This window comes from Geodermatophilus sp. SYSU D01119, from assembly GCF_054049975.1.
Genome location: NZ_JBJGYL010000015.1, coordinates 42414 through 62285, shown reverse-complemented (window position 1 = coordinate 62285; position 19872 = coordinate 42414). Strand labels below are relative to the sequence as shown.

General features: G+C 75.1%; 16 protein-coding genes. 5 read left to right on the top strand and 11 right to left on the bottom strand.

Features of this window, described 5'->3' with window-relative positions; all coding sequences use genetic code 11:
* The first annotated feature begins 123 nt into the window (after positions 1-123).
* From tkt to pgl, 5 genes are all read left to right on the top strand, one after another.
* A complete protein-coding gene (gene tkt / locus ACI79X_RS13415) occupies positions 124-2343 on the top strand; it encodes a transketolase (protein ID WP_457025901.1) in 2220 nt (739 codons plus the stop codon).
* A gap of 32 nt (positions 2344-2375) precedes the next feature.
* Complete coding sequence (tal, locus tag ACI79X_RS13410; RefSeq protein ID WP_457025900.1) at positions 2376-3479, top strand: transaldolase; 1104 nt, start codon at positions 2376-2378, stop codon at positions 3477-3479.
* A gap of 144 nt (positions 3480-3623) precedes the next feature.
* On the top strand, positions 3624-5141 hold the full coding sequence (zwf, locus tag ACI79X_RS13405; protein WP_457025899.1) for a glucose-6-phosphate dehydrogenase: 1518 nt from the start codon (positions 3624-3626) through the stop codon (positions 5139-5141).
* Positions 5142-5166: 25 nt separating this feature from the next.
* Positions 5167-6345, top strand: a complete 1179-nt coding sequence (locus ACI79X_RS13400; RefSeq protein ID WP_457025898.1) for a glucose-6-phosphate dehydrogenase assembly protein OpcA — start codon at positions 5167-5169, stop codon at positions 6343-6345.
* A complete protein-coding gene (gene pgl, locus ACI79X_RS13395) occupies positions 6342-7172 on the top strand; it encodes a 6-phosphogluconolactonase (protein WP_457025897.1) in 831 nt (276 codons plus the stop codon). The genes ACI79X_RS13400 and pgl overlap by 4 nt, the downstream gene beginning before the upstream one ends.
* 46 nt (positions 7173-7218) lie before the next feature.
* On the opposite strand, the gene ACI79X_RS13390 is transcribed toward pgl, so the two are convergent.
* From ACI79X_RS13390 to uvrC, 11 genes are all read right to left on the bottom strand, one after another.
* Positions 7219-7560: an RNA polymerase-binding protein RbpA gene (locus ACI79X_RS13390; protein WP_457025896.1), complete on the bottom strand. Its 342-nt coding sequence runs from the start codon at positions 7558-7560 to the stop codon at positions 7219-7221.
* Between the two features lie 117 nt (positions 7561-7677).
* Positions 7678-7911 carry a preprotein translocase subunit SecG gene (gene secG, locus ACI79X_RS13385; RefSeq protein WP_073420278.1) on the bottom strand — a complete coding sequence of 78 codons (234 nt, stop codon included), beginning with the start codon at positions 7909-7911 and terminating at the stop codon, positions 7678-7680.
* A 35-nt stretch (positions 7912-7946) separates the two neighbouring features.
* Positions 7947-9749, bottom strand: a complete 1803-nt coding sequence (locus tag ACI79X_RS13380; protein ID WP_457025895.1) for an ABC transporter substrate-binding protein — start codon at positions 9747-9749, stop codon at positions 7947-7949.
* A gap of 35 nt (positions 9750-9784) precedes the next feature.
* Positions 9785-10597: a triose-phosphate isomerase gene (gene tpiA, locus ACI79X_RS13375; RefSeq protein ID WP_457025894.1), complete on the bottom strand. Its 813-nt coding sequence runs from the start codon at positions 10595-10597 to the stop codon at positions 9785-9787.
* Positions 10597-11805 (bottom strand): phosphoglycerate kinase, encoded by a 1209-nt coding sequence (locus tag ACI79X_RS13370; RefSeq protein ID WP_457025893.1) that lies wholly within the window; start codon positions 11803-11805, stop codon positions 10597-10599. Before ACI79X_RS13370 ends, tpiA begins: the two co-directional genes overlap by 1 nt.
* Entirely contained in the window at positions 11805-12809 is a 1005-nt protein-coding gene (gap, locus tag ACI79X_RS13365; RefSeq protein ID WP_457025892.1) for a type I glyceraldehyde-3-phosphate dehydrogenase, read from the bottom strand. The genes ACI79X_RS13370 and gap overlap by 1 nt, the downstream gene beginning before the upstream one ends.
* Before the next feature lie 118 nt (positions 12810-12927).
* Entirely contained in the window at positions 12928-14598 is a 1671-nt protein-coding gene (locus ACI79X_RS13360) for a histidine kinase N-terminal 7TM domain-containing diguanylate cyclase (RefSeq protein ID WP_457025891.1), read from the bottom strand.
* 143 nt (positions 14599-14741) lie between these two features.
* Positions 14742-15722: a DNA-binding protein WhiA gene (gene whiA / locus ACI79X_RS13355; protein ID WP_457025890.1), complete on the bottom strand. Its 981-nt coding sequence runs from the start codon at positions 15720-15722 to the stop codon at positions 14742-14744.
* 37 nt (positions 15723-15759) lie between these two features.
* Positions 15760-16794, bottom strand: a complete 1035-nt coding sequence (locus ACI79X_RS13350; RefSeq protein ID WP_457025889.1) for a gluconeogenesis factor YvcK family protein — start codon at positions 16792-16794, stop codon at positions 15760-15762.
* On the bottom strand, positions 16794-17777 hold the full coding sequence (gene rapZ, locus ACI79X_RS13345; RefSeq protein WP_457025888.1) for an RNase adapter RapZ: 984 nt from the start codon (positions 17775-17777) through the stop codon (positions 16794-16796). Before rapZ ends, ACI79X_RS13350 begins: the two co-directional genes overlap by 1 nt.
* Positions 17774-19825: an excinuclease ABC subunit UvrC gene (gene uvrC, locus ACI79X_RS13340; protein WP_457025887.1), complete on the bottom strand. Its 2052-nt coding sequence runs from the start codon at positions 19823-19825 to the stop codon at positions 17774-17776. The genes rapZ and uvrC overlap by 4 nt, the downstream gene beginning before the upstream one ends.
* Positions 19826-19872 lie beyond the last annotated feature (47 nt).

The following is a 19872-nucleotide window of genomic DNA, read 5'->3' as shown; positions in this document are numbered from 1 at the left end:
ATCGACGCCCCGGGGGCACCCGGGCCCAGCCGACCACCGCGCCCGCGTCGCCCGCCCGGGAGCACGGGACACCGGTCCCCGGACGGCCCCGCAACGGCCGATCCTCGAGGAGCAGCGCCCGACATGACCAGCGACACCAGGAGCACGGAGTCCGAGGCCCCGGCCGAGGCCGCCACCGACGCCCCCACCGGCGACCCCCGCCAGCCGCACCCCACGCTGCCGGACGACTTCGGCGACCTCGACCGCCGCGCCATCGACACCGCGCGCGTGCTCGCGATGGACGCGGTGCAGAAGGTCGGCAACGGCCACCCCGGCACCGCGATGAGCATGGCGCCGACCGCCTACCTGCTCTTCCACAAGTGGCTCACGCACGACCCGAGCGCCCCGAACTGGGTCGCCCGCGACCGCTTCGTGCTCTCGATGGGCCACTCCAGCCTGACCCTCTACGTGCAGCTGTTCCTCTCCGGCTACGGCCTGGAGGTCGAGGACCTGCAGGCGCTGCGCACCTGGGGCTCGAAGACCCCGGGCCACCCCGAGGTCAACCACACCCCCGGCGTCGAGACCACCACCGGCCCGCTGGGCCAGGGCGTGGGCAACGCCGTCGGCATGGCCATGGCCGCCCGCCGCGAGCGCGGCCTGCTCGACCCCGACGCCCCCGAGGGCGAGAGCCTGTTCGACCACACCATCTGGGCCTTCGCCTCCGACGGCGACCTGGAGGAAGGCGTCAGCGGCGAGGCGTCCTCGCTGGCCGGCACCCAGAAGCTCGGCAACCTGGTCCTCGTCTACGACGACAACCGGATCTCCATCGAGGACGACACGACCGTCGCCTTCACCGAGGACGTCGGCAAGCGCTACGAGGCCTACGGCTGGCACGTGCAGCACGTCGACGACGGCGAGGACCTGGCCGCGGTCGACGCCGCGTTCGCCGCCGCCAAGGCGGAGACCTCGCGCCCGTCGATCATCGTGCTGCGGACGATCATCGCCTGGCCGGCCCCGAACAAGCAGAACACCGGCGCCTCCCACGGCTCGGCGCTCGGCGACGACGAGGTGCGCGCCACCAAGGAGGTGCTCGGCTTCGACCCCGAGCGCACCTTCCAGGTCGACGACGACGTCCTCGCCCACGCCCGCTCCGTCGTCGAGAAGGGGCAGCAGGCGCACGCCGAGTGGCAGCAGCGCTTCGACGCCTGGGCGCAGGCGAACCCCGAGCGCGCGGACCTGCTGGCGCGCATGCGCGAGCGCCGCCTCCCCGAGGGCTGGGCCGACGTGCTGCCCTCCTTCGACGCCGACCCCAAGGGCGTGGCCACCCGCAAGGCCTCGGGCAAGGTGCTCGCCGCGCTGTACCCGGCGCTGCCGGAGCTGTGGGGCGGCTCGGCCGACCTCGCGGAGAGCAACAACACCGCCGTCGAGGGTGAGCCGTCGTTCCTGCCCGCCGACCGCCAGACGAAGATGTGGAGCGGCGGCCCCTACGGCCGCACCCTGCACTTCGGCGTCCGCGAGCACGCCATGGGCGCGATCATGAACGGCATCGCGCTGCACGGCGGCACCCGCGTCTACGGCGGCACGTTCCTCACCTTCAGCGACTACATGCGCGGCGCGGTCCGCCTGGCCGCGCTCATGCAGCTGCCGGTCACCTACGTGTGGACGCACGACTCGATCGGCCTGGGCGAGGACGGCCCGACGCACCAGCCGATCGAGCACTTCGCCGCGCTGCGGGCGATCCCCGGCCTCGACGTCGTCCGCCCGGCCGACGCCAACGAGGTCTCCGTCGCCTGGCGCACGATCCTGGAGAACAACGACCGGCCCGCCGGCATCCTGCTGTCGCGGCAGAACCTGCCGGTGTTCGACCGCGGCGAGTTCGCCTCGGCCGAGGGCACCGCGCGCGGCGCCTACGTGCTGGCCGACGCCTCGAACGGGCAGCCCGAGGTCATCCTGCTGGGCACCGGCTCGGAGGTGCAGATCGCCGTCGCCGCCCGGGAACGGCTCGAGGCCGACGGCGTCCCCACCCGCGTGGTCAGCGTGCCCTGCGTCGAGTGGTTCGCCGACCAGGACCAGGCGTACAAGGACGAGGTGCTCCCGCCCACGGTCCGCGCCCGCGTCAGCGTCGAGGCCGGCGTGCCGATGGGCTGGCGCGAGTTCGTGGGCGACGCCGGGCGCATCGTGGGCCTGACCCACTACGGCGCCAGCGCGGCCTACTCGGTGCTCTACGAGGAGTTCGGCCTGACCGACGAGGCCGTCGTGGCCGCCGCCCGGGAGAGCATCGAGGCCGCCCGCTCCGGGAACGCCGTCCCCGCCGGCCCGGTTGCAGCCACCGGCGGGCTCCCCCACCCCACCGGCGACCGCTGAGGCCCCGGCCGGTTCCAACGGAAGGCACTGACATGGCACAGAACGAGAAGCTGGCCGAGCTGTCGCAGGCGGGGGTCGCCGTCTGGCTCGACGACCTCTCCCGCGACCGCATCCGCACCGGCAACCTGCAGTCGCTGGTCGACGAGCGCTCCGTCGTCGGCGTCACCACCAACCCGACGATCTTCGCCGCGGCGATCAGCGGGTCGGAGTCCTACGACGACCAGCTGCACGCCCTCGCCGTGCGGCAGGTGAGCGTGGAGGAGGCGCTGCGGACCATCACCGCCGCCGACGTCCGCGACGCCTGCGACCTGCTCGCCCCGGTCGCGCAGCGGCAGCCCGGCGACGGCCGGGTGTCGCTCGAGGTGGCCCCGGGCCTGGCCCACGACACCGACGCGACGGCGGCCGAGGCGGCCCACCTGTGGTGGCTCGTCGACCGGCCCAACCTGTTCATCAAGATCCCGGCGACCGTCGAGGGCCTGCCGGCCATCACGACGTCGATCGCGCGGGGCATCAGCGTCAACGTCACCCTGATCTTCAGCCTCGAGCGGTACCGCGCCGTCATGGACGCCTACCTCTCCGGCCTGGAGCAGCGGCTGGCCGACGACGCCGAGGCCGACCTGTCCCAGATCGCCTCGGTCGCGTCGTTCTTCGTGTCCCGCGTGGACACCGAGATCGACAAGCGGCTGGAGAAGCTGGGCGCGGAGGGCCTCAAGGGCAAGGCGGCCCTCGCCAACGCCCAGCTGGCCTACCAGGCCTACGAGGAGGTCTTCTCCTCCGACCGCTGGAAGGCGCTCGAGGCCAAGGGCGCCCGTCCGCAGCGGCCGCTGTGGGCCTCGACCGGCGTCAAGGACCCGTCCCTCCCGGACACCCTCTACGTCAGCGACCTCATCGCCCCCGGCACCGTGAACACGATGCCGGAGAAGACGCTGCAGGCCTACGCCGACCACGGCGCCGCCGGCACCCCGGTGCAGCAGACCTACGACGACGCCGCCGCGGTCATGAAGGCCGTCGCCGAGGCCGGCGTGGACCTCGACGACGTCTTCCGCGTCCTCGAGGAGGAGGGCGTGCAGAAGTTCGTCGACTCCTGGGACGAGCTCACCGCCTCGGTGAAGAGCGAGCTCGAGGACAAGGCGTGACGCTGCTGGTCCAGGGCTCCTTCGACGCAGACCCCTTCGACGCAGACCCCTTCGACGCAGGCTCCTTCGACGCGCTCGGCTGACAGTCCGCCCGGCCGGCACACCCGTGCCGGCCGGGCGGCTGCGTCCCCCACAGGAGGGCACATGATCCCCAACCCGCTGCGCGACCCGCGGGACCGGCGGCTGCCCCGCGTCCCGGAGCCCTGCGCGCTCGTGGTCTTCGGCATCACCGGCGACCTGGCCCGCAAGAAGCTGCTCCCCGCGGTGTACGACCTGGCCAACCGCGGCCTGCTCCCCACCAACTTCGCCCTGCTCGGCTTCGCCCGCCGGGACTGGGGCGACCAGGACTTCGCCGAGCTGGCCCGCGACGCCGCCCGCAACGCCGCCCGCACCCCGTGGCGGGAGGAGGTGTGGGAGCGCCTGGCGAGCAGCGTCCGCTTCGTGCAGGGCTCCTTCGACGACGACAACGCCTTCGACGAGCTCGCCGCCGCACTCGGCGACCTCGAGAGCAGCCACGGCATCGGCGGCAACGCCGCGTTCTACCTGTCGATCCCGCCGGCGATGTTCCCGGTGGTGCTCAAGCAGATGCAGCGCACCGGCATGGCCGAGAGCACGCCCGACCGCTGGCGCCGCGTCGTCGTCGAGAAGCCCTTCGGCACCGACCTGGCCTCCAGCCGCGAGCTCAACGAGCTGGTCGACTCGGTGTTCAGCGCCGACGACGTCTTCCGCATCGACCACTACCTGGGCAAGGAGACCGTCCAGAACCTGATGGCGCTGCGGTTCGCCAACGAGCTGTTCGAGCCGGTCTGGAACGGCCACCACGTCGACTCGGTGCAGATCACCATGGCCGAGGACGTCGGCATCGGCGGCCGGGCCGGCTTCTACGAGAAGACCGGCGCCGCCCGCGACGTCCTGCAGAACCACCTGCTGCAGCTGCTGGCGCTCACCGCCATGGAGGAGCCGGTCGAGTTCTCCGCCGACGAGATCCGCACCGAGAAGCTGAAGGTGCTGCGGGCGGTGTCGCTGCCGGAGGACATGCGCAGGTTCGCGGTCCGAGGCCAGTACCAGCAGGGCTGGCTGGCCGGGCAGCGCGCCAAGGGCTACCGGCAGGAGGAGGGCGTCGACGAGGCGTCGCTCACCGAGACCTACGCCGCCGTCCGCCTCGGCGTGGAGACCCGCCGCTGGGCGGGCGTCCCGTTCTACCTGCGCACCGGCAAGCGGCTGCCGCGCCGGGTCACCGAGATCGCGCTGGTGTTCAAGCGGGCGCCGCACCTGCCCTTCGCCGACACCGACACCGAGGAGCTGGGCAACAACCAGCTCGTCGTGCGCGTGCAGCCCGACGAGGGCGTGACCCTCAAGTTCGGGTCGAAGGTGCCCGGCAGCGTGATGGAGGTCCGGGACGTGTCCATGGACTTCCTCTACGGCGAGCAGTTCACCGAGACCAGCCCCGAGGCCTACGAGCGGCTGCTGCTCGACGTCCTGCTGGGCGACGCCACGCTGTTCCCGCGCAACGCCGAGGTCGAGGCCTCCTGGGCGGTCATCGACCCGCTCGAGGAGTTCTGGGCCGGGACCACGCCGGAGCCCTACCGGGCCGGTGAGTGGGGGCCGCGCGCGGCCGACGACATGCTCGCCGCCGAGGGCCGCCGGTGGCGGCGTCCGTGAGCGGCACCCGACAGGAGGGAACCCCGTGACGACCCTGTGGGACACCACCGGCTCGGCCGTGGTCAAGGAGCTGGCCGCCCAGCGGCGGACCGGCGGCGCGGTGCTCTCCGGCGTCGCGCTGACCCTGGTCGTCGTCGCCGACGAGGCACGGGTCGCCGAGGCCGAGGAGGCCGCGGCCAACGCGTCCGAGCAGCACCCCTGCCGGATCCTGGTCGTGGTGCGCCGGCAGATCGACGCGCCGGTCCCCCGCCTGGACGCCGAGGTGACCATCGGCGGGCGGCTCGGCCCCGGCGAGGCCGTGGTCATGCGCATGTACGGCCGGCTCGCCCTGCACGCCGAGTCGGTGGTGCTGCCGCTGCTGGCCGCCGACGCCCCCGTCGTCACCTGGTGGCACACCGACCCGCCGTCGCGGCTGACCACCGACGCGCTCGCGGTCATCGCCGACCGGCGGATCACCGACAGCGGCTCGGCCACCGACCAGATCGCCGCGCTGCGCACCCGCGCGCACGACTACGCGCCCGGTGACACCGACCTGGCCTGGACCCGCGCCACCGGCTGGCGGGCGACGCTCACCTCGGCGCTGGACTCCGTCCACGGCCGCCGCAGCGACGCCGTCCGCGTGCTCGGCGGCCGGATCGAGGGCGACCCGGGTGCCGCCACCGCCCAGCTGCTGGCCGGGTGGATCGAGTCGCGCTCGGGCGCCCGGCTGGAGGTCGTGCAGTCCGCCCGCCACGCCGGCCCGAGCGGCGTCGACTCGGTGGTGCTGCAGCTCGACCAGGACGAGGAGGTGCGGGTGCACGCCGACCGCCGCGGCGGCGCGGTGATCAGCCAGCCCTACCGGCCCGACGCCACCATGGCCCTGCCCGAGCGTTCCCTGGGCGACCTGCTCGGCGAGGAGCTGCGGCGACTGGACCCGGACGAGCCCTACGCGGAGGCGCTGGAGGTCACCACGGGGGTCACCGGCCTGGCCGGCCGCGCCTCGGTGCGCTCGCACGTCTGGGTCGACCCGGCGGAGCCGCACGGCACCGCGGCGGCCACGGCGGACGTGGGCGCGGGCAGCCCGCACGGCGAGGCACCGACCGTCCCCGCCGACTCCGAGGGCGCCGACGAGGTGGCCGAGCACGGGGAGCACGACACCCCGGACCCGACCGCGCCGGAGAGCCAGCCGGAGCAGCCGGAGGCCGAGTCCGAGGCGGTCCGGTGACGCTCACCCCCGGCGACCGGATCGTCGAGCGGCTCGCGCAGACCACCGACGGCCCGGTGCCCGACGTCGTGGTGGAGCGCGATGCCGAGATGCTGGCGCGGGCCGCGGCGTCGGCGCTGGTGGCCCGGCTGGCCGCCGCCCAGGCGGTGCACGGGACGGCGTCGGTGGTGCTCACCGGCGGCGGCGTGGGAACCGCGGTGCTGCGGCACGTCGCGGAGCTGGCGCAGGAGCCCGCGCCCGGCCAGGACGTCGACTGGACCGCCGTCGACGTGTGGTGGGGCGACGAGCGCTTCGTCCCCGCCGACGACGACGAGCGCAACGAGAAGGGCGCCCGCGACGCGCTGCTCGACCGGGTCGGCGTGCCGGCCGGCCGGGTGCACGCGATGCCCGCCTCCGACGCCGGCTTCGCCGAGCCCGAGGAAGCGGCCGAGTGGTACGCCGGGACGCTGGCCGACGCCGCCCGGGACGCCGGCACCGACGGCCCGCTCCCCCGCTTCGACGTGCTGCTGCTGGGGATGGGGCCCGAGGGCCACGTGGCCTCGATCTTCCCCGGCTCCCCCGCCGCCTCCGACGAGCGGACGGTGGTGGCGGTGCGCGACTGCCCGAAGCCGCCGCCGACCCGGGTGAGCCTCGGCTTCCCCGCGATCACCGCGGCCGAGGAGGTCTGGCTCCTGGTGTCCGGGGAGGGCAAGGCCGGGGCGGTGGCGCGGGCGCTGGGCGGCGCCGACCGCAGCGAGGTCCCGGCCGCCGGGGCGCGCGGCCGGCAGGCCACCCGGTGGCTGCTCGACGCGGCCGCCGCCGGGCAGCTGCCCGGCGCCGGGGACTGACGGCACGGGCCCGGCACCGCCCGTGGGCGGTGCCGGGCCCGGGAGCTCAGGCGCCCCGGCGGGCCCGGAGCTTGGCGAGGGCCTCCTCGAGGAGGGCGTCGCCGTCGGCGTCGCTGCGCCGCTCGCGCACGTACGCGAGGTGGGTCTTGTAGGGCTCGGTGCGCGGCGCCGGGGGCGGCGACGCCGCGTCCTGGCCGGCCGGCAGGCCGCAACGCGGGCAGTCCCACAGCTCGGGCACCTCGGCGTCGGCGGCGAAGGCCACCCGCGTCTCGTGGCCCTGGCTGCACCAGTAGCCGATGCGGTGCCGCGGCGCTGCCTCGCCGCGCTCGGCCTCTCCCATCGGACCCGCACCGACCCGCGTACCCCGGATCGCGTTCCCACCAGCCACGAGCGCCCCCCTCAGGACCCAGCTGCACGCGGTGCGGGACGCACCGCCCGGGCAGTCTATGGCCTCGCGGGTGTTCTCTCGATCACGATTTCGCGGCGGGCGGGCAGGGGCCCGGGCTCACACCTTGAGCAGGATCCCCAGGGTCACGATGCAGACCACCCAGATGACACCGGTGAAGACCGTCAGGCGGTTGAGGTTCTTCTCGACCACCGAGGAGCCGGCCAGCTGGGAGGAGACGGCGCCGCCGAACATCGAGGACAGGCCGCCGCCCTTGCCCCGGTGCAGCAGGATCAGCACCACGAGCAGCACGCTGGTGAGGACCAGCAGCACGTTGAGGACGAGCTCGACCATGGCACCAGCGTAACCGGTGGCCTCCCGGCCTCCGGTCAGCGCACGCCGGCGGTGGCCAGGTCGTAGCCCACGTAGGGGCGCATGACGACGGCGTTGCGCAGCCGCTGGCCGGCCAGGAGCTGCACGCGGGACTCCACGAGCGGCACGTAGGCGCCGGTGGCGCGGGCGGCGGTGGCGACGTCGCGCCAGGCCGGAGCGGCCGCCGAGGGGTCGGCGGCGGAGCGGGCGGCGTCGACGGCGGCCGACAGCGCCGGGTCGGTGAGCCGCGCGTAGTTGGTGTTGCCGACCAGGCTCACCGAGCGGCCGTCGACCAGCGGCACGAGGAACGAGCCGGGGGTCGGGAAGTCGGCGGTCCAGGTGGCCAGCACGATGCCGAAGCCGTTGCGCGCCACGTTGTCGGGGCTGCCGACGTCGGTGGCGTAGAAGCTCGCCGCCGGCAGCGGGCGCACCTCGGCGGTGATGCCGACCTCGGCCAGCTGCGCCGAGACGGCCTCGGCCACCGCCACGCTCGCCTCCGCGTCGGGCACGGCGAGCACGGTGCTGAAGCCCTCGGGCTGACCGCAGGCGGCCAGCGCCTCGCGCGCGGCGTCCGGGTCGGGGCCCGGGTCCTCCTCCTCGGGGCCGTCGGGCAGCGCGGCCGGCCACAGCCGGGAGGTGCGCACGGTGCGCTCGGGGCCGCCGGCGACCTCCTGCACGGCGGTGCGGTCGACCGCGGCGGCCACTGCGGCCCGGCAGTTCGGGTCGTTCATGGGCACGACGTCGGTGGGCAGGGCCAGCAGCCGGACCGCGCCGCTGGTGACGTCGTCGACCCGGTCGGCGAGGGGGACCTCTCCCCCGGCCCCCTCGGCGAGCCGGGCGCCGGTGGCCGGGTGCACGCCGGAGCCGGAGACGTCGAGGTCCGCGGAGCCGGCGAGCAGCGCCTGGTCGCGCTCCAGGCTCGACAGCCCCGTGCGGACCACGACGCGGTCGGGCAGCGCGGTGCGCACCTCGTCGGTGGCCGGGTCCCACTGCGGGTTGCGGTCGAGCACGATGCCGGTCTCGGCGTCGACCGTGGTGATCGCGTACGGGCCGGAGGACACCGGGTCGGCGCCGTAGGCCGCGCCGGTGTCGTTCTCGATCGGCACCGGGCTGCTCGAGGGCAGCGCCAGCACGTACGGGAAGTCGGGGCGGGCGGTGCGCAGCCGGAAGACGATGGTGGCGTCGTCGGGGGTCTCGATCGCGGCCAGCGACAGCTTCGCCGGGTCCTCGTCCTGGTAGGGCCCGGCGTAGGGGTTCGCGGGGTCGTCGAGCAGCTCGACGGTGTAGGTGGGCCCGCCGACGATCACGTCGGAGGCGAAGGACCGCTCGATGCCGTACTTGACGTCGCGGGAGGTGATGGCCCGGCCGTTCTCGAACCGCGCGCCCTGCCGCAGGGTGAACGTCCAGGTCAGCCCGCCGTCGGGGGTGCTGCCGAGGTCGGTGGCGAGGTCGGGGGCGAGGTCGCCGGTGGCGCCGGGCTCGGAGGAGTAGGTGACCAGCGTGCGGGCGTAGAGCCGCATCAGGTTCCACACGCCCGGCCGGTAGGAGCGCTGCGGGTCGAGGCTGTCGATCTCCCCCGCGACCACGCGCAGGGTGCCGCCGCTCTCGTCCGACGGCGAGCGCACGTCCTGCACGCCGGCGTCGGGCCCGTCACCGAGGACGGGCACGCCGGTGTCGCCGTCGTCGCCCCGGCTGCAGCTGACGGCGATCGCGACCACGAGGGCGACGACCAGCGCCAGGCCGAGGACGCGGCCGGCGGTGCCGGTGAGCCACCCCGGCAGCCGGGAGGACCGGGGCGGTCGCTGCAGCGTGCTGCCCACCCACCCCACCCCCGCTCGGCCGCCGGGGCTGCTGCTCAGCTGCTCCCGGCGGCGGTCCGACAGATCCGCGCGAACTCGTCGGCGTCGAGGCTCGCGCCCCCGACGAGTGCACCGTCGACGTCCGGCCCGGCCAGGATCCCGGCCGTGTTGGCGGCCTTCACCGACCCGCCGTAGAGGATACGGACGACGGCGGCCGTGGCCGCTCCGAAACGCCCGTCGAGGCGCGACCGGAGTGCGCCGCACACCTCCTGGGCGTCGTCCGGGGTGGCGACCTCGCCGGTGCCGATGGCCCACACGGGCTCGTAGGCGACGACGACCCGCTCGACCTGCTCGGCGGTGAGCCCCTCGAGGGCCGCGTCGAGCTGGGCGGTGGTGTGCGGGACGTGCTGCCCGGCGCGGCGGACGTCGAGGCCCTCCCCCACGCACAGGATCGGCGTGAGGCCGTGCCGCAGCGCGGCCTGCACCTTGGCGGCCACCGCGGCGTCGTCCTCGCCGTGCAGCGCGCGCCGCTCGGAGTGGCCGACGACGACGAAGCCGCAGGCCAGCGCCGCGAGCATCGCGCCGCTGACCTCGCCGGTGTAGGCGCCGGAGTCGTGCGCCGAGAGGTCCTGCGCGCCGTAGCCGACCGCGAGCTGGTCGCCGTTGACCAGCGTCTGCACGCTGCGCAGCGCGGTGAACGGCGGGAGCACGACGACCTCGGCGTCGTCGAGCTCCTTCTCGGTGAGGCTGAAGACGAGCTTCTGCACCAGGCCGATGGCCTCCAGGTGCGTCATGTGCATCTTCCAGTTGCCCGCGATGAGCGGGCGGCGGCCCTCCCGGCGCGGGGCCGGCTGCTGCCGACGCGCCATCAGCCCTCGCCCCGGTCGGCGAGCACCGTGAGGCCCGGGAGCTCCCGGCCCTCGAGGTACTCCAGGGACGCGCCGCCGCCGGTGCTGATGTGCCCGTAGGCGGACTCGTCGAGGCCGAGCTGCCGGACGGCGGCCGCGGAGTCCCCGCCGCCGACCACCGACAGGCCGTCGACGGCGGCCACGGCCTCGGCCACGCCGCGTGTGCCGGCCTGGAAGGGCGCCAGCTCGAACACGCCCATGGGGCCGTTCCAGAACACCGTGCGGGCGTCGGCGAGCTCGCGGCCGAACGCCTCGACCGTGCGCGGGCCGACGTCGAGGCCCATCCGGTCGTCGGGGATGGCGTCCACCTCGACGACGGAGGTCTCGGCGTCGGCGCTGAACGCGCTGGCCGCGACGACGTCGACCGGCAGCACGATCCGGTCGCCGGCCTCGGCGAGCAGCCGCCGGCAGGTGTCGATCTGGTCGGCCTCCAGCAGCGAGGTGCCGACGCCGTGGCCCTGCGCGGCGAGGAAGGTGAAGCACATCCCGCCGCCGACGAGCAGCCGGTCGACCTTCGGCAGCAGCGCCTCGATGACCGCGAGCTTGTCGCTGACCTTGGAGCCGCCGAGCACGACCACGTAGGGCCGCTCGGGGTCGGTGGTCAGGCGGGTGAGCACCTCGAGCTCGGCGGCGACGAGCCGGCCGGCGACGTGCGGCAGCCGCAGCGCCACGTCGTACACCGACGCGTGCTTGCGGTGCACCGCGCCGAACGCGTCGTCGACGTAGACGTCGGCCAGGGCGGCGAGCCGGTCGGCCAGCGCGCCGCGCTCGGCGTCGTCCTTCGAGGTCTCCGCTGCCTCGAAGCGCACGTTCTCCAGCAGCAGGACGTCGCCGTCGCCGAGGGCGCCGGCGCGCGCGACGGCGTCGTCGCCGGCGACGTCGGCGGCCAGCGGGACCTCGGTGCCGAGCAGCTCGCCGAGCCGCGCGGCCACGGGGGCCAGCGAGTACTGCGGGTCGGGCGCGCCCTTGGGCCGGCCGAGGTGCGCCGCGACGACGACGCGGGCGCCGCCGTCGCGCAGCGCCTGCAGCGTCGGCAGGCTGGCCCGGATCCGCCCGTCGTCGGTGATCGCCCGGGTCTGCTTGTCGAGGGGCACGTTCAGGTCGGCGCGCACGAGCACGCGCCGACCCGAGACCCCCTCGGCGAGCAGGTCGTCGAGGGAGCGTGCCATCAGAGGGAGCGGCCCACGAGCTCGACGGAGTCGACCAGGCGGTTGGAGTAGCCCCACTCGTTGTCGTACCAGCCGAGCACCTTGGCCATCGGGCCGAAGACCTTGGTCAGCTTGCTGTCGTAGATGCAGCTGGCCGGGTCGGTGACGATGTCGGAGGAGACGATCGGCGCGTCGGTGTACTTGAGGATGCCGGCGAGCGGGCCCGCGGCGGCCTCGCGGTAGGCGGCGTCGATCTCGTCGGCCGGCACCTCGCGGGACAGCTGCACGGTGAGGTCGGTGGCCGAGCCGGTGGGCACCGGGACGCGGACGGCGTAGCCGTCGAGCTTGCCCTGCAGCTCCGGCAGCACCAGGCCGATGGCCTTCGCGGCGCCGGTGCTGGTGGGCACCATGTTGAGGGCGGCGGCGCGGGCGCGGCGCAGGTCCTTGTGCGGGCCGTCCTGCAGGTTCTGGTCGGCGGTGTAGGCGTGGATCGTGGTCATCAGGCCGCGCTCGATGCCGAAGCTGTCGTTGAGCACCTTGGCCAGCGGGGCCAGGCAGTTCGTGGTGCACGACGCGTTGCTGATGATCGTCTGGCTGCCGTCGTACTTCTCGTGGTTGACGCCCATGACGATGGTCAGGTCGTCGCCGGTGGCCGGTGCCGAGATCACGACCTTCTTCGCCCCGCCGGCGTCGACGTGCTTGCGCGCGTCGGCGGCCTTGGTGAAGAAGCCGGTGGACTCGACGACGACGTCGACGCCCAGGTCGCCCCAGGGCAGGTCGGCCGGGTCGCGCTCGGAGAGCACCTTCATGGTGCTGCCGCCGATCTTGATGCCCTCGCCGTCGGCGGCGACGTCCTCGCCGAGGACGCCCAGGATGCTGTCGTACTTGAGGAGGTGGGCCAGGACCTCGTTGCTGGTCAGGTCGTTGACCGCCACGATCTCGATGTCCTTGCCGCTGGCGGCCGCAGCCCGCCAGAAGTTGCGGCCGATCCGGCCGAACCCGTTGATCCCCACCCGTACCGTCACTGCTGACCTCCACGGATCCGCGGTGCCGTCCGGCACCGTCGCGTGCGTCGGCCGCGCGGCGCGCGGCTCCGTCGGCGACGACCCTATCGGCCGCGGCACGCAGGTGTCCGGACGAGTCTCAGCCTCCGGGAACGAGCTGCGCCCCGTCGTCCTGCGGGGTGGCGGGCGCGGGGACGAACGCGGCCGGGCCTGCGGCGACGACGCGGTCGCGGCCGGTGGCCTTGGCGGTGTACAGCGCCCGGTCGGCGGCCTCGAGCAGCGCGGCGGCACTCGCCCCGTCGGCGGGGCAGACGGCGACGCCGATGCTCACCGTGACGGTCAGCGGCCCGCCGTCGACGTCGTGCCGGGTCGCGGCCACCGTGCGGCGGATCCGCTCGGCGCGGGCGAGCGCCTGCTCCCGGCCGGCGCCGGGCAGCACGAGCACGAACTCCTCACCGCCGAGGCGGGCGGCGGTGTCGCCCTCGCGGACGGCGCCGGCGAGGATGCCGGCGAGGGCGGTGAGGACGACGTCGCCGGCGGCGTGGCCGAGGCGGTCGTTGACCCGCTTGAAGTGGTCGACGTCGACGACGAGGACCGACAGCTCGCCGGTGCGCGGGCGGGCGGCGAGCCCGGCGCCGAGCGCGCGATCGAGGTGGCGGCGGTTGTGCAGCCCGGTGAGCGGGTCGCGGACGGCCTCCTCGGCCAGCTCCGCGCGCAGCCGCTCGATGACCTCGACCTGCTCGGCGAGCCGCTGGTTGAGCCGCTCGACGGCGGCCTGGCGCTCCTGCTGCTCGCTGACGTCGCGGACGACGAGGATGCGGCCGAGCGGGCGCCCGCGCGGGTCGCTGACGGCGGAGTCGCGGACGTCGAGCCACACGCCCGGGCGGACCTCGGCGACGCGGTGGCCGTCGCGGCGCTCGGTGCTGTCCAGCACGGCGACCGTGGCGGGGCCGGCGACGGCGCCGAGCTCGAGCCCGATCACCTCGCCGGCGAGGTGGGGGCGCAGCAGGCGCAGCATGCGGTCGGCGGCCGGGTTGACGTCGATGAGCACCCCGGCGGGGTCGACCACGAGCACCGCGTCGGGGACCGTGTCGACGACCTGGTCGCGGGCGACGGGAACCAGGCGCAGCAGGCCGCCGCGGAAGATGGCCCAGCAGTCGACGAGCCCGGTGACCAGGAAGAACAGCGGGGTGACGTCGGTGCCGACGCCGTCGAGCTGCGAGCCGACGGCCACCACGTTGCCGACGGTGGACAGGACGGCCGAGCCGAGCAGGATGGCGACCTGACGCCTCAGGACCCCGGTGACGCGGCGGAAACAGCGGACCAGGTGTGTGTAGGCGACGGCGACGAGGACGTAGGAGTAGGCGGTGTGGGCCAGGAACAGCGGCCCGAAGGTCACCCGGGACTCGCCGGCGCCGTCGCCCGCGCCCAGGTCGGCCATCACGAGGTCCCGGGTGTCGGGCAGCGCCGCGGCGACGACCAGGCACAGCGGCTCGACGGCGAGCAGCAGCGCCGTGCGGCGGGCCGGCCGCCAGGAGGGATCGGCGACGGTCCGGGCGAGCACCCAGGTGCCGACGACGACCAGGCCGACGGAGGCCAGCAGGACCGGCGGGTAGAGGCGCTGGGCGGTCTCGGTGCCGAGCGAGTAGACCAGCGCGTCGGCGGTCGACCAGGTGGCGACCCCGGACATCGTGACCGCGAGCGCGGTGGCCGCAGGTGTGCGGGAGCGCCGGCGCCAGGCCAGCAGACCGGTGCACGTGGCGACCAGCGCCGCGCAGGCGAAGACCAGCGCCCACCACTCCGCCGTCATCACGCGCTCCTCGTCCCGCAGGCGGGCGTGGGTCGCCTGCCGCTGGTCCGGGCATCGGCGCGGGACCCCTGGAACTGGAGGAGCCCCCCACCCGGACGGGTGAGGGGCTCCTCCGGTGCGCTGCCGGTGGGCCGGCCGCTGCGCTACTGGGCGAGCATGTCGTCGGTGACGACCGACTCCGTGTCGGGGATGCCGAGGTCCTTGGCCCGCTTGTCGGCCATCGCCAGCAGGCGCCGGATGCGGCCCGCGACGGCGTCCTTGGTCATCGGCGGGTCGGCCCGCTGGCCGAGCTCCTCGAGCGAGGCCTGGCCGTGCTCGAGGCGCAGCCGGCCCGCGACCAGCAGGTGCTCGGGGGCGTCGTCGGCGAGGATCTCCAGCGCCCGCTCGACCCGCGCGCTGGCCGCGACCGCCGCCCGCGCCGAGCGGCGCAGGTTGGCGTCGTCGAAGTTGGCCAGCCGGTTGGCGGTGGCCCGGACCTCGCGGCGCATCCGCCGCTCCTCCCAGGCCAGCACCGCGTCGTGGGCGCCCATGCGGGTGAGCAGCGCGCTGATCGCGTCGCCGTCGCGGACGACGACCCGGTCGGCCCCGCGGACCTCGCGGGCCTTGGCGGCGATGCCGAGCCGGCGGGCGGCGCCGACCAGCGCCATCGCGGCCTCCGGGCCGGGGCAGGTGACCTCGAGCGAGGACGAGCGCCCCGGCTCGGTGAGCGAGCCGTGCGCGAGGAACGCGCCGCGCCAGGCGGCCTCGGCGTCGTTGATGCTGCCCGACACCACCGACGGCGGCAGGCCGCGCACCGGCCGGCCGCGCTGGTCGACCAGCCCGGTCTGGCGGGCCAGGCCCTCGCCGTGCTTGGCGATGCGGACCAGGTAGCGCACCCCGCGGCGGATGTTGCCGCCGGCGAGCACGCTGACCCCGCTGGTGTAGCCGTACACCTCGCTGATGTCGCGGCGCAGGCGGCGGGCGACCGAGCCGGTGTCCAGCTCCGCCTCGATCACCACCCGGCCGCCCACGATGTGCAGCCCCCCGGAGAAGCGCAGCAGGGCCGTCACCTCGGCCTTGCGCTCGGAGGTGCGCGTGCACTCCACCCGCGACAGCTCGTCCTTGACCATGGCCGTCATCGCCATGACGACCACCCCCTCTGCTGCGGCGCCATCCTCGGCGTCACCTCTCCCCCTCGAACGGTCCGGGTCCATCCGGTCCCGGCGCACCGGCCGGGACCCCTACCCCGTCCCCCGCGACGACCACCGGTGCCAGCGCTGCCGCCAGCCGTGCGGGGTCGTGGCGGGGTGCGCCGCCGGGCTCGGCGACCGGGGCCAGCACGAGCTCGGCGCCGCACGCGCGCGCCGCAGACAGGAGACCACAGCGGTCAACCACCGAGTCAACATCCGCGATCACGGTGTGCAGCGCCACTCCGCCGAGATGCGCCTGCAGCACGCGCAGGTGCTCCTCCGGCGAGAAGCCGTCGGTCTCCCCCACCTGCGGCTCCAGGTTGAGCACGACCACCACGCGGGCGCTGCTGGCCGCCAGGGCGGCCCGCAGCCGCGGCACGAGCAGGTGCGGCAGCACGGAGGTGTACCAGGAGCCGGGGCCCAGCGACACGACGTCGGCCGCGGCGATGGCGGCGAGCACGTCGGGGTGCACCGGCGGGTCGGGCGGGGAGACGAGGATGTCGCGCACCCGGCCCGGCGTGCCGGCGATCGCCGCCTGCCCGCGGATGGTGCGGGTGCGCGCGGGGTCGTCGGGGTCGACGGTCTCCACCCGCGCGACGAGGTCCAGCGGCACGTCGGCCATCGGCAGCACCCGCCCGCGGGCGCCGAGCAGCTCGCAGACGGTGTCGAGGGCGCGCACGGTGTCGCCGCCGTGCAGCTCGACCAGGCCGGTGAGCACGAGGTTGCCGACGGGGTGGCCGGCGAGCACGCCGGTGCCGCCGAGGCGGTGCTGCAGCAGCCGGGCCATCTCGGCGCGGTCGTCGTCGGCCAGGGCCGCCAGCGCCATGCGCAGGTCGCCGGGCGGCAGCACGGGCATCTCGCGGCGGATGCGGCCGGAGGAGCCGCCGTCGTCGGCGACGGTCACGACGGCGGTGAGCTCGGGGGTGATCCGGCGCCAGGCGGCGAGCGCCGCCGCCAGGCCGTGGCCGCCGCCGAAGGCGACGACCCGGGGGCCGCCGGGCCCGGGCGCCGTGTCGCCGGCGCCCACTACTCGCGGCCCAGGTCGCGGTGGCGCGCGACCGCGTCGATGCCGTCGGCGGCCAGCCGGCGGGCGAACTCCTCGGCGATGGCGACGCTGCGGTGCTTGCCGCCGGTACAGCCGACCGCCAGCGTCAGGTAGCGCTTGCCCTCGCGCCGGTAGCCGGGGATGAGCAGGCGCAGCACCTCGGTGTAGCGGTCGAGGAACGGCCCGGCGTCGGACTGGCCGAGCACGTAGTCGCGCACGTCCGCGTCCTGGCCGGTGTGCGGGCGCAGCTCGGGCAGCCAGTGCGGGTTGGGCAGGAAGCGGGCGTCGACGACGAGGTCGGCGTCCAGCGGCAGGCCGTACTTGAAGCCGAAGCTCAGCACGGTCGCCGTCAGCGGCGGGGTGCGGCCCTCGCGGGCGAAGGCGTTCTCCAGCGTGGCCCGCAGCTGGTGGACGTTGAGGTCGCTGGTGTCCACCCACAGGTCGGCCTCGCCGGCGATGCCGGCGACCAGCGCCCGCTCGGCGGTGATGCCGTCGAGGATGCGGCCCGAGCCCTGCAGCGGGTGCTCGCGCCGGTTGGACTCGTAGCGCCGCACGAGCACCTCGTCGCGGGCGTGCACGTAGACCACGCGCGGCCGGTGGCCGGCCTCGGCGAGCACCCGGATGGCCTCCAGCAGGTCGCTGGAGAACGCCCGGCTGCGCACGTCGACGACGGCGGCGAAGCGACGGACGTCGCCGCGCGCGCCGAGCTCCACCATCGGCAGCAGCAGCGCGGGCGGCAGGTTGTCGACGACGTACCAGCCGAGGTCCTCCAGCACCCGGCCGGCGCTGTTCTTGCCGGCGCCGGACAGGCCGGTGACGACGACGACCTCGACCGGCGGCGTCTCGGTGCTCGCGGCGTCGAGGCCGGCGGGGACGTCGGCCTGCGGGCCGGCCTGGCCCTCGCGCGCCGCGGTATCGGCGGTGGGCGCCGAGGCGTCCGCCCCGGTCAGCTGCTCCTCGCTCACGAGGCGACCCGGCCCACCTCGGCGGTGGCGCCGGCCCCCGGGCCGGGGGTGCCCCGCTCCGCCGGGCCGGCCGGCGCCGTGGTGCTCTCCACGACGTCCTCGGCCGGCGCGGCGCCGTCGGCCCCCGCCCGGTCCCCCGCGGGCTCCGCCACCGCCGCGAGCACCGCCTCGGCGGTGCGCCGGCCGATGCCGGGCACGGCCATGAGCTCGTCGACCGTGGCCGCGCGCAGCCGCTTGAGCGACCCGAACTGCTTCATCAGCGCCTTCCGCCGCGTCTCCCCGAGACCCGGGACGTCGTCCAACAGCGAGACCAGCATGCTGACGGACCGCTTCTGCCGGTGGTAGGTGATCGCGAACCGGTGGGCCTCGTCGCGCACCCGCTGGAGCAGGTACAGCGCCTCGGAGGTGCGCGGCAGGATGACCGGGTCGGACTCGCCCGGCAGCCACACCTCCTCCATCCGCTTGGCCAGCCCGCACACGGCGACGTCGACGATGCCCAGCTCGTCCAGGGAGCGGGCCGCGGCGGCCACCTGCGGGGCGCCGCCGTCGACGACGAGCAGGTTGGGCGGGTAGGCGAACCGGCGCGGCCGGCCCTCCTCGGCGGCGACGCCCTGCTCGTCGCGGCGGTCGGCCTCCTCCTCGAGGTGCCGGGCGAAGCGGCGGCGGACCACCTCGGCCATGGCCGCGGTGTCGTCGGTGCCGTGCTTGACGGAGAACCGCCGGTAGTCGGACTTCTTCGCCAGCCCGTCCTCGAACACGACCATCGAGGCGACGACGTTGGTCTGCTGGACGTGGCTGACGTCGATGCACTCGATGCGCAGCGGCGCCTCGGGCAGCTCGAGTGCCTCCTGCAGCTCGCTGAGGGCGAGGGACCGCGCGGTGAGGTCGCTGGAGCGCTTGACCCGGTGCCGGGCGAAGGCCTCCTTCGCGTTGCGCTCGACGGTCTCGAGCAGGCTGCGCTTGTCGCCGCGCTGGGGCACCCGCAGCGACACCCGCGAGCCGCGCAGCTCGGTGAGCAGCTCCTCGTAGACGTCGGCGTCGTCGGGCAGCTCGGGCACGAGCACCTCCCGGGGCACCGACTCGCCGGCCTCGGTGGAGCCGGTCTGCTCGTCGACGCCGCCGTAGACCTGCAGGAGGAACTGCTCCACCAGCTCGCCGGTGGTGACCTCCTCGACCTTGTCGATGATCCAGCCGCGCTGGCCGCGCACCCGGCCGCCGCGGACGTGGAAGACCTGGACGGCGGCCTCGAGCTCGTCCTGGGCGAAGGCGACGACGTCGGCGTCGGTGCCGTCGCCGAGGACGACGGCCTGCTTCTCCATGGCCCGCTTGAGCGCGCCGAGGTCGTCGCGCAGCCGGGCGGCCCGCTCGTACTCCATCGCCTCGGCGGCCTCGGCCATCTCGCGCTCGAGGCGCTTGACCATGAGGTCGGTGCGGCCGGCCATGAAGTCGCAGAAGTCGTCGACGATCGCGCGGTGCTCCTCGGCGCTGACCCGGCCCACGCAGGGGGCGGCGCACTTGCCGATGTAGCCGAGCAGGCAGGGCCGGCCGATCTGCCCGGCGCGCTTGAAGACGCCGTTGGAGCAGGTGCGGGCGGGGAAGACGCGGGTGAGCGTGTCGAGGGTCTCGCGGATGGCCCAGGCGTGGGCGTAGGGGCCGAAGTAGCGGACGCCCTTCTTCTTCGGCCCGCGCATCACCTGCAGGCGCGGGTACTCCTCGTTCAGCGTCACGGCCAGCGACGGGTAGCTCTTGTCGTCGCGGTAGCGGACGTTGAAGCGGGGGTCGAACTCCTTGATCCAGTTGTACTCGAGCTGGAGGGCCTCGACCTCGGTGCCGACGACGGTCCACTCCACGCCGGCCGCCGTCGTGACCATCTGCCGGGTGCGCGGGTGCAGCCCGGCGACGTCGGCGAAGTAGCTGTTCAGCCGTTGCCGCAGGCTCTTGGCCTTGCCGACGTAGATGACCCGCCCGGTGGGGTCGCGGAACTTGTAGACCCCCGGGCTCTCCGGGATCGAGCCGACCGCCGGTCGGTAGGTGGACGGGTCGGGCACACCTCCACACTAGGTGGACACGCCGACGGTCTGCCGGGGAACTCCAC

What these genes read in the sequence shown, in the direction of transcription:
- tkt (WP_457025901.1), top strand. Translation starts at nt 124, where the DNA reads ATGACCAGCGACACCAGGAGCACGGAGTCCGAGGCCCCGGCCGAGGCC.
- tal (WP_457025900.1), top strand. Translation starts at nt 2,376, where the DNA reads ATGGCACAGAACGAGAAGCTGGCCGAGCTGTCGCAGGCGGGGGTCGCC.
- zwf (WP_457025899.1), top strand. Translation starts at nt 3,624, where the DNA reads ATGATCCCCAACCCGCTGCGCGACCCGCGGGACCGGCGGCTGCCCCGC.
- secG (WP_073420278.1), bottom strand. Translation starts at nt 7,911, where the DNA reads ATGGTCGAGCTCGTCCTCAACGTGCTGCTGGTCCTCACCAGCGTGCTG.
- tpiA (WP_457025894.1), bottom strand. Translation starts at nt 10,597, where the DNA reads ATGGCGCGTCGGCAGCAGCCGGCCCCGCGCCGGGAGGGCCGCCGCCCG.
- ACI79X_RS13370 (WP_457025893.1), bottom strand. Translation starts at nt 11,805, where the DNA reads ATGGCACGCTCCCTCGACGACCTGCTCGCCGAGGGGGTCTCGGGTCGG.
- ACI79X_RS13360 (WP_457025891.1), bottom strand. Translation starts at nt 14,598, where the DNA reads ATGACGGCGGAGTGGTGGGCGCTGGTCTTCGCCTGCGCGGCGCTGGTC.
- whiA (WP_457025890.1), bottom strand. Translation starts at nt 15,722, where the DNA reads ATGGCGATGACGGCCATGGTCAAGGACGAGCTGTCGCGGGTGGAGTGC.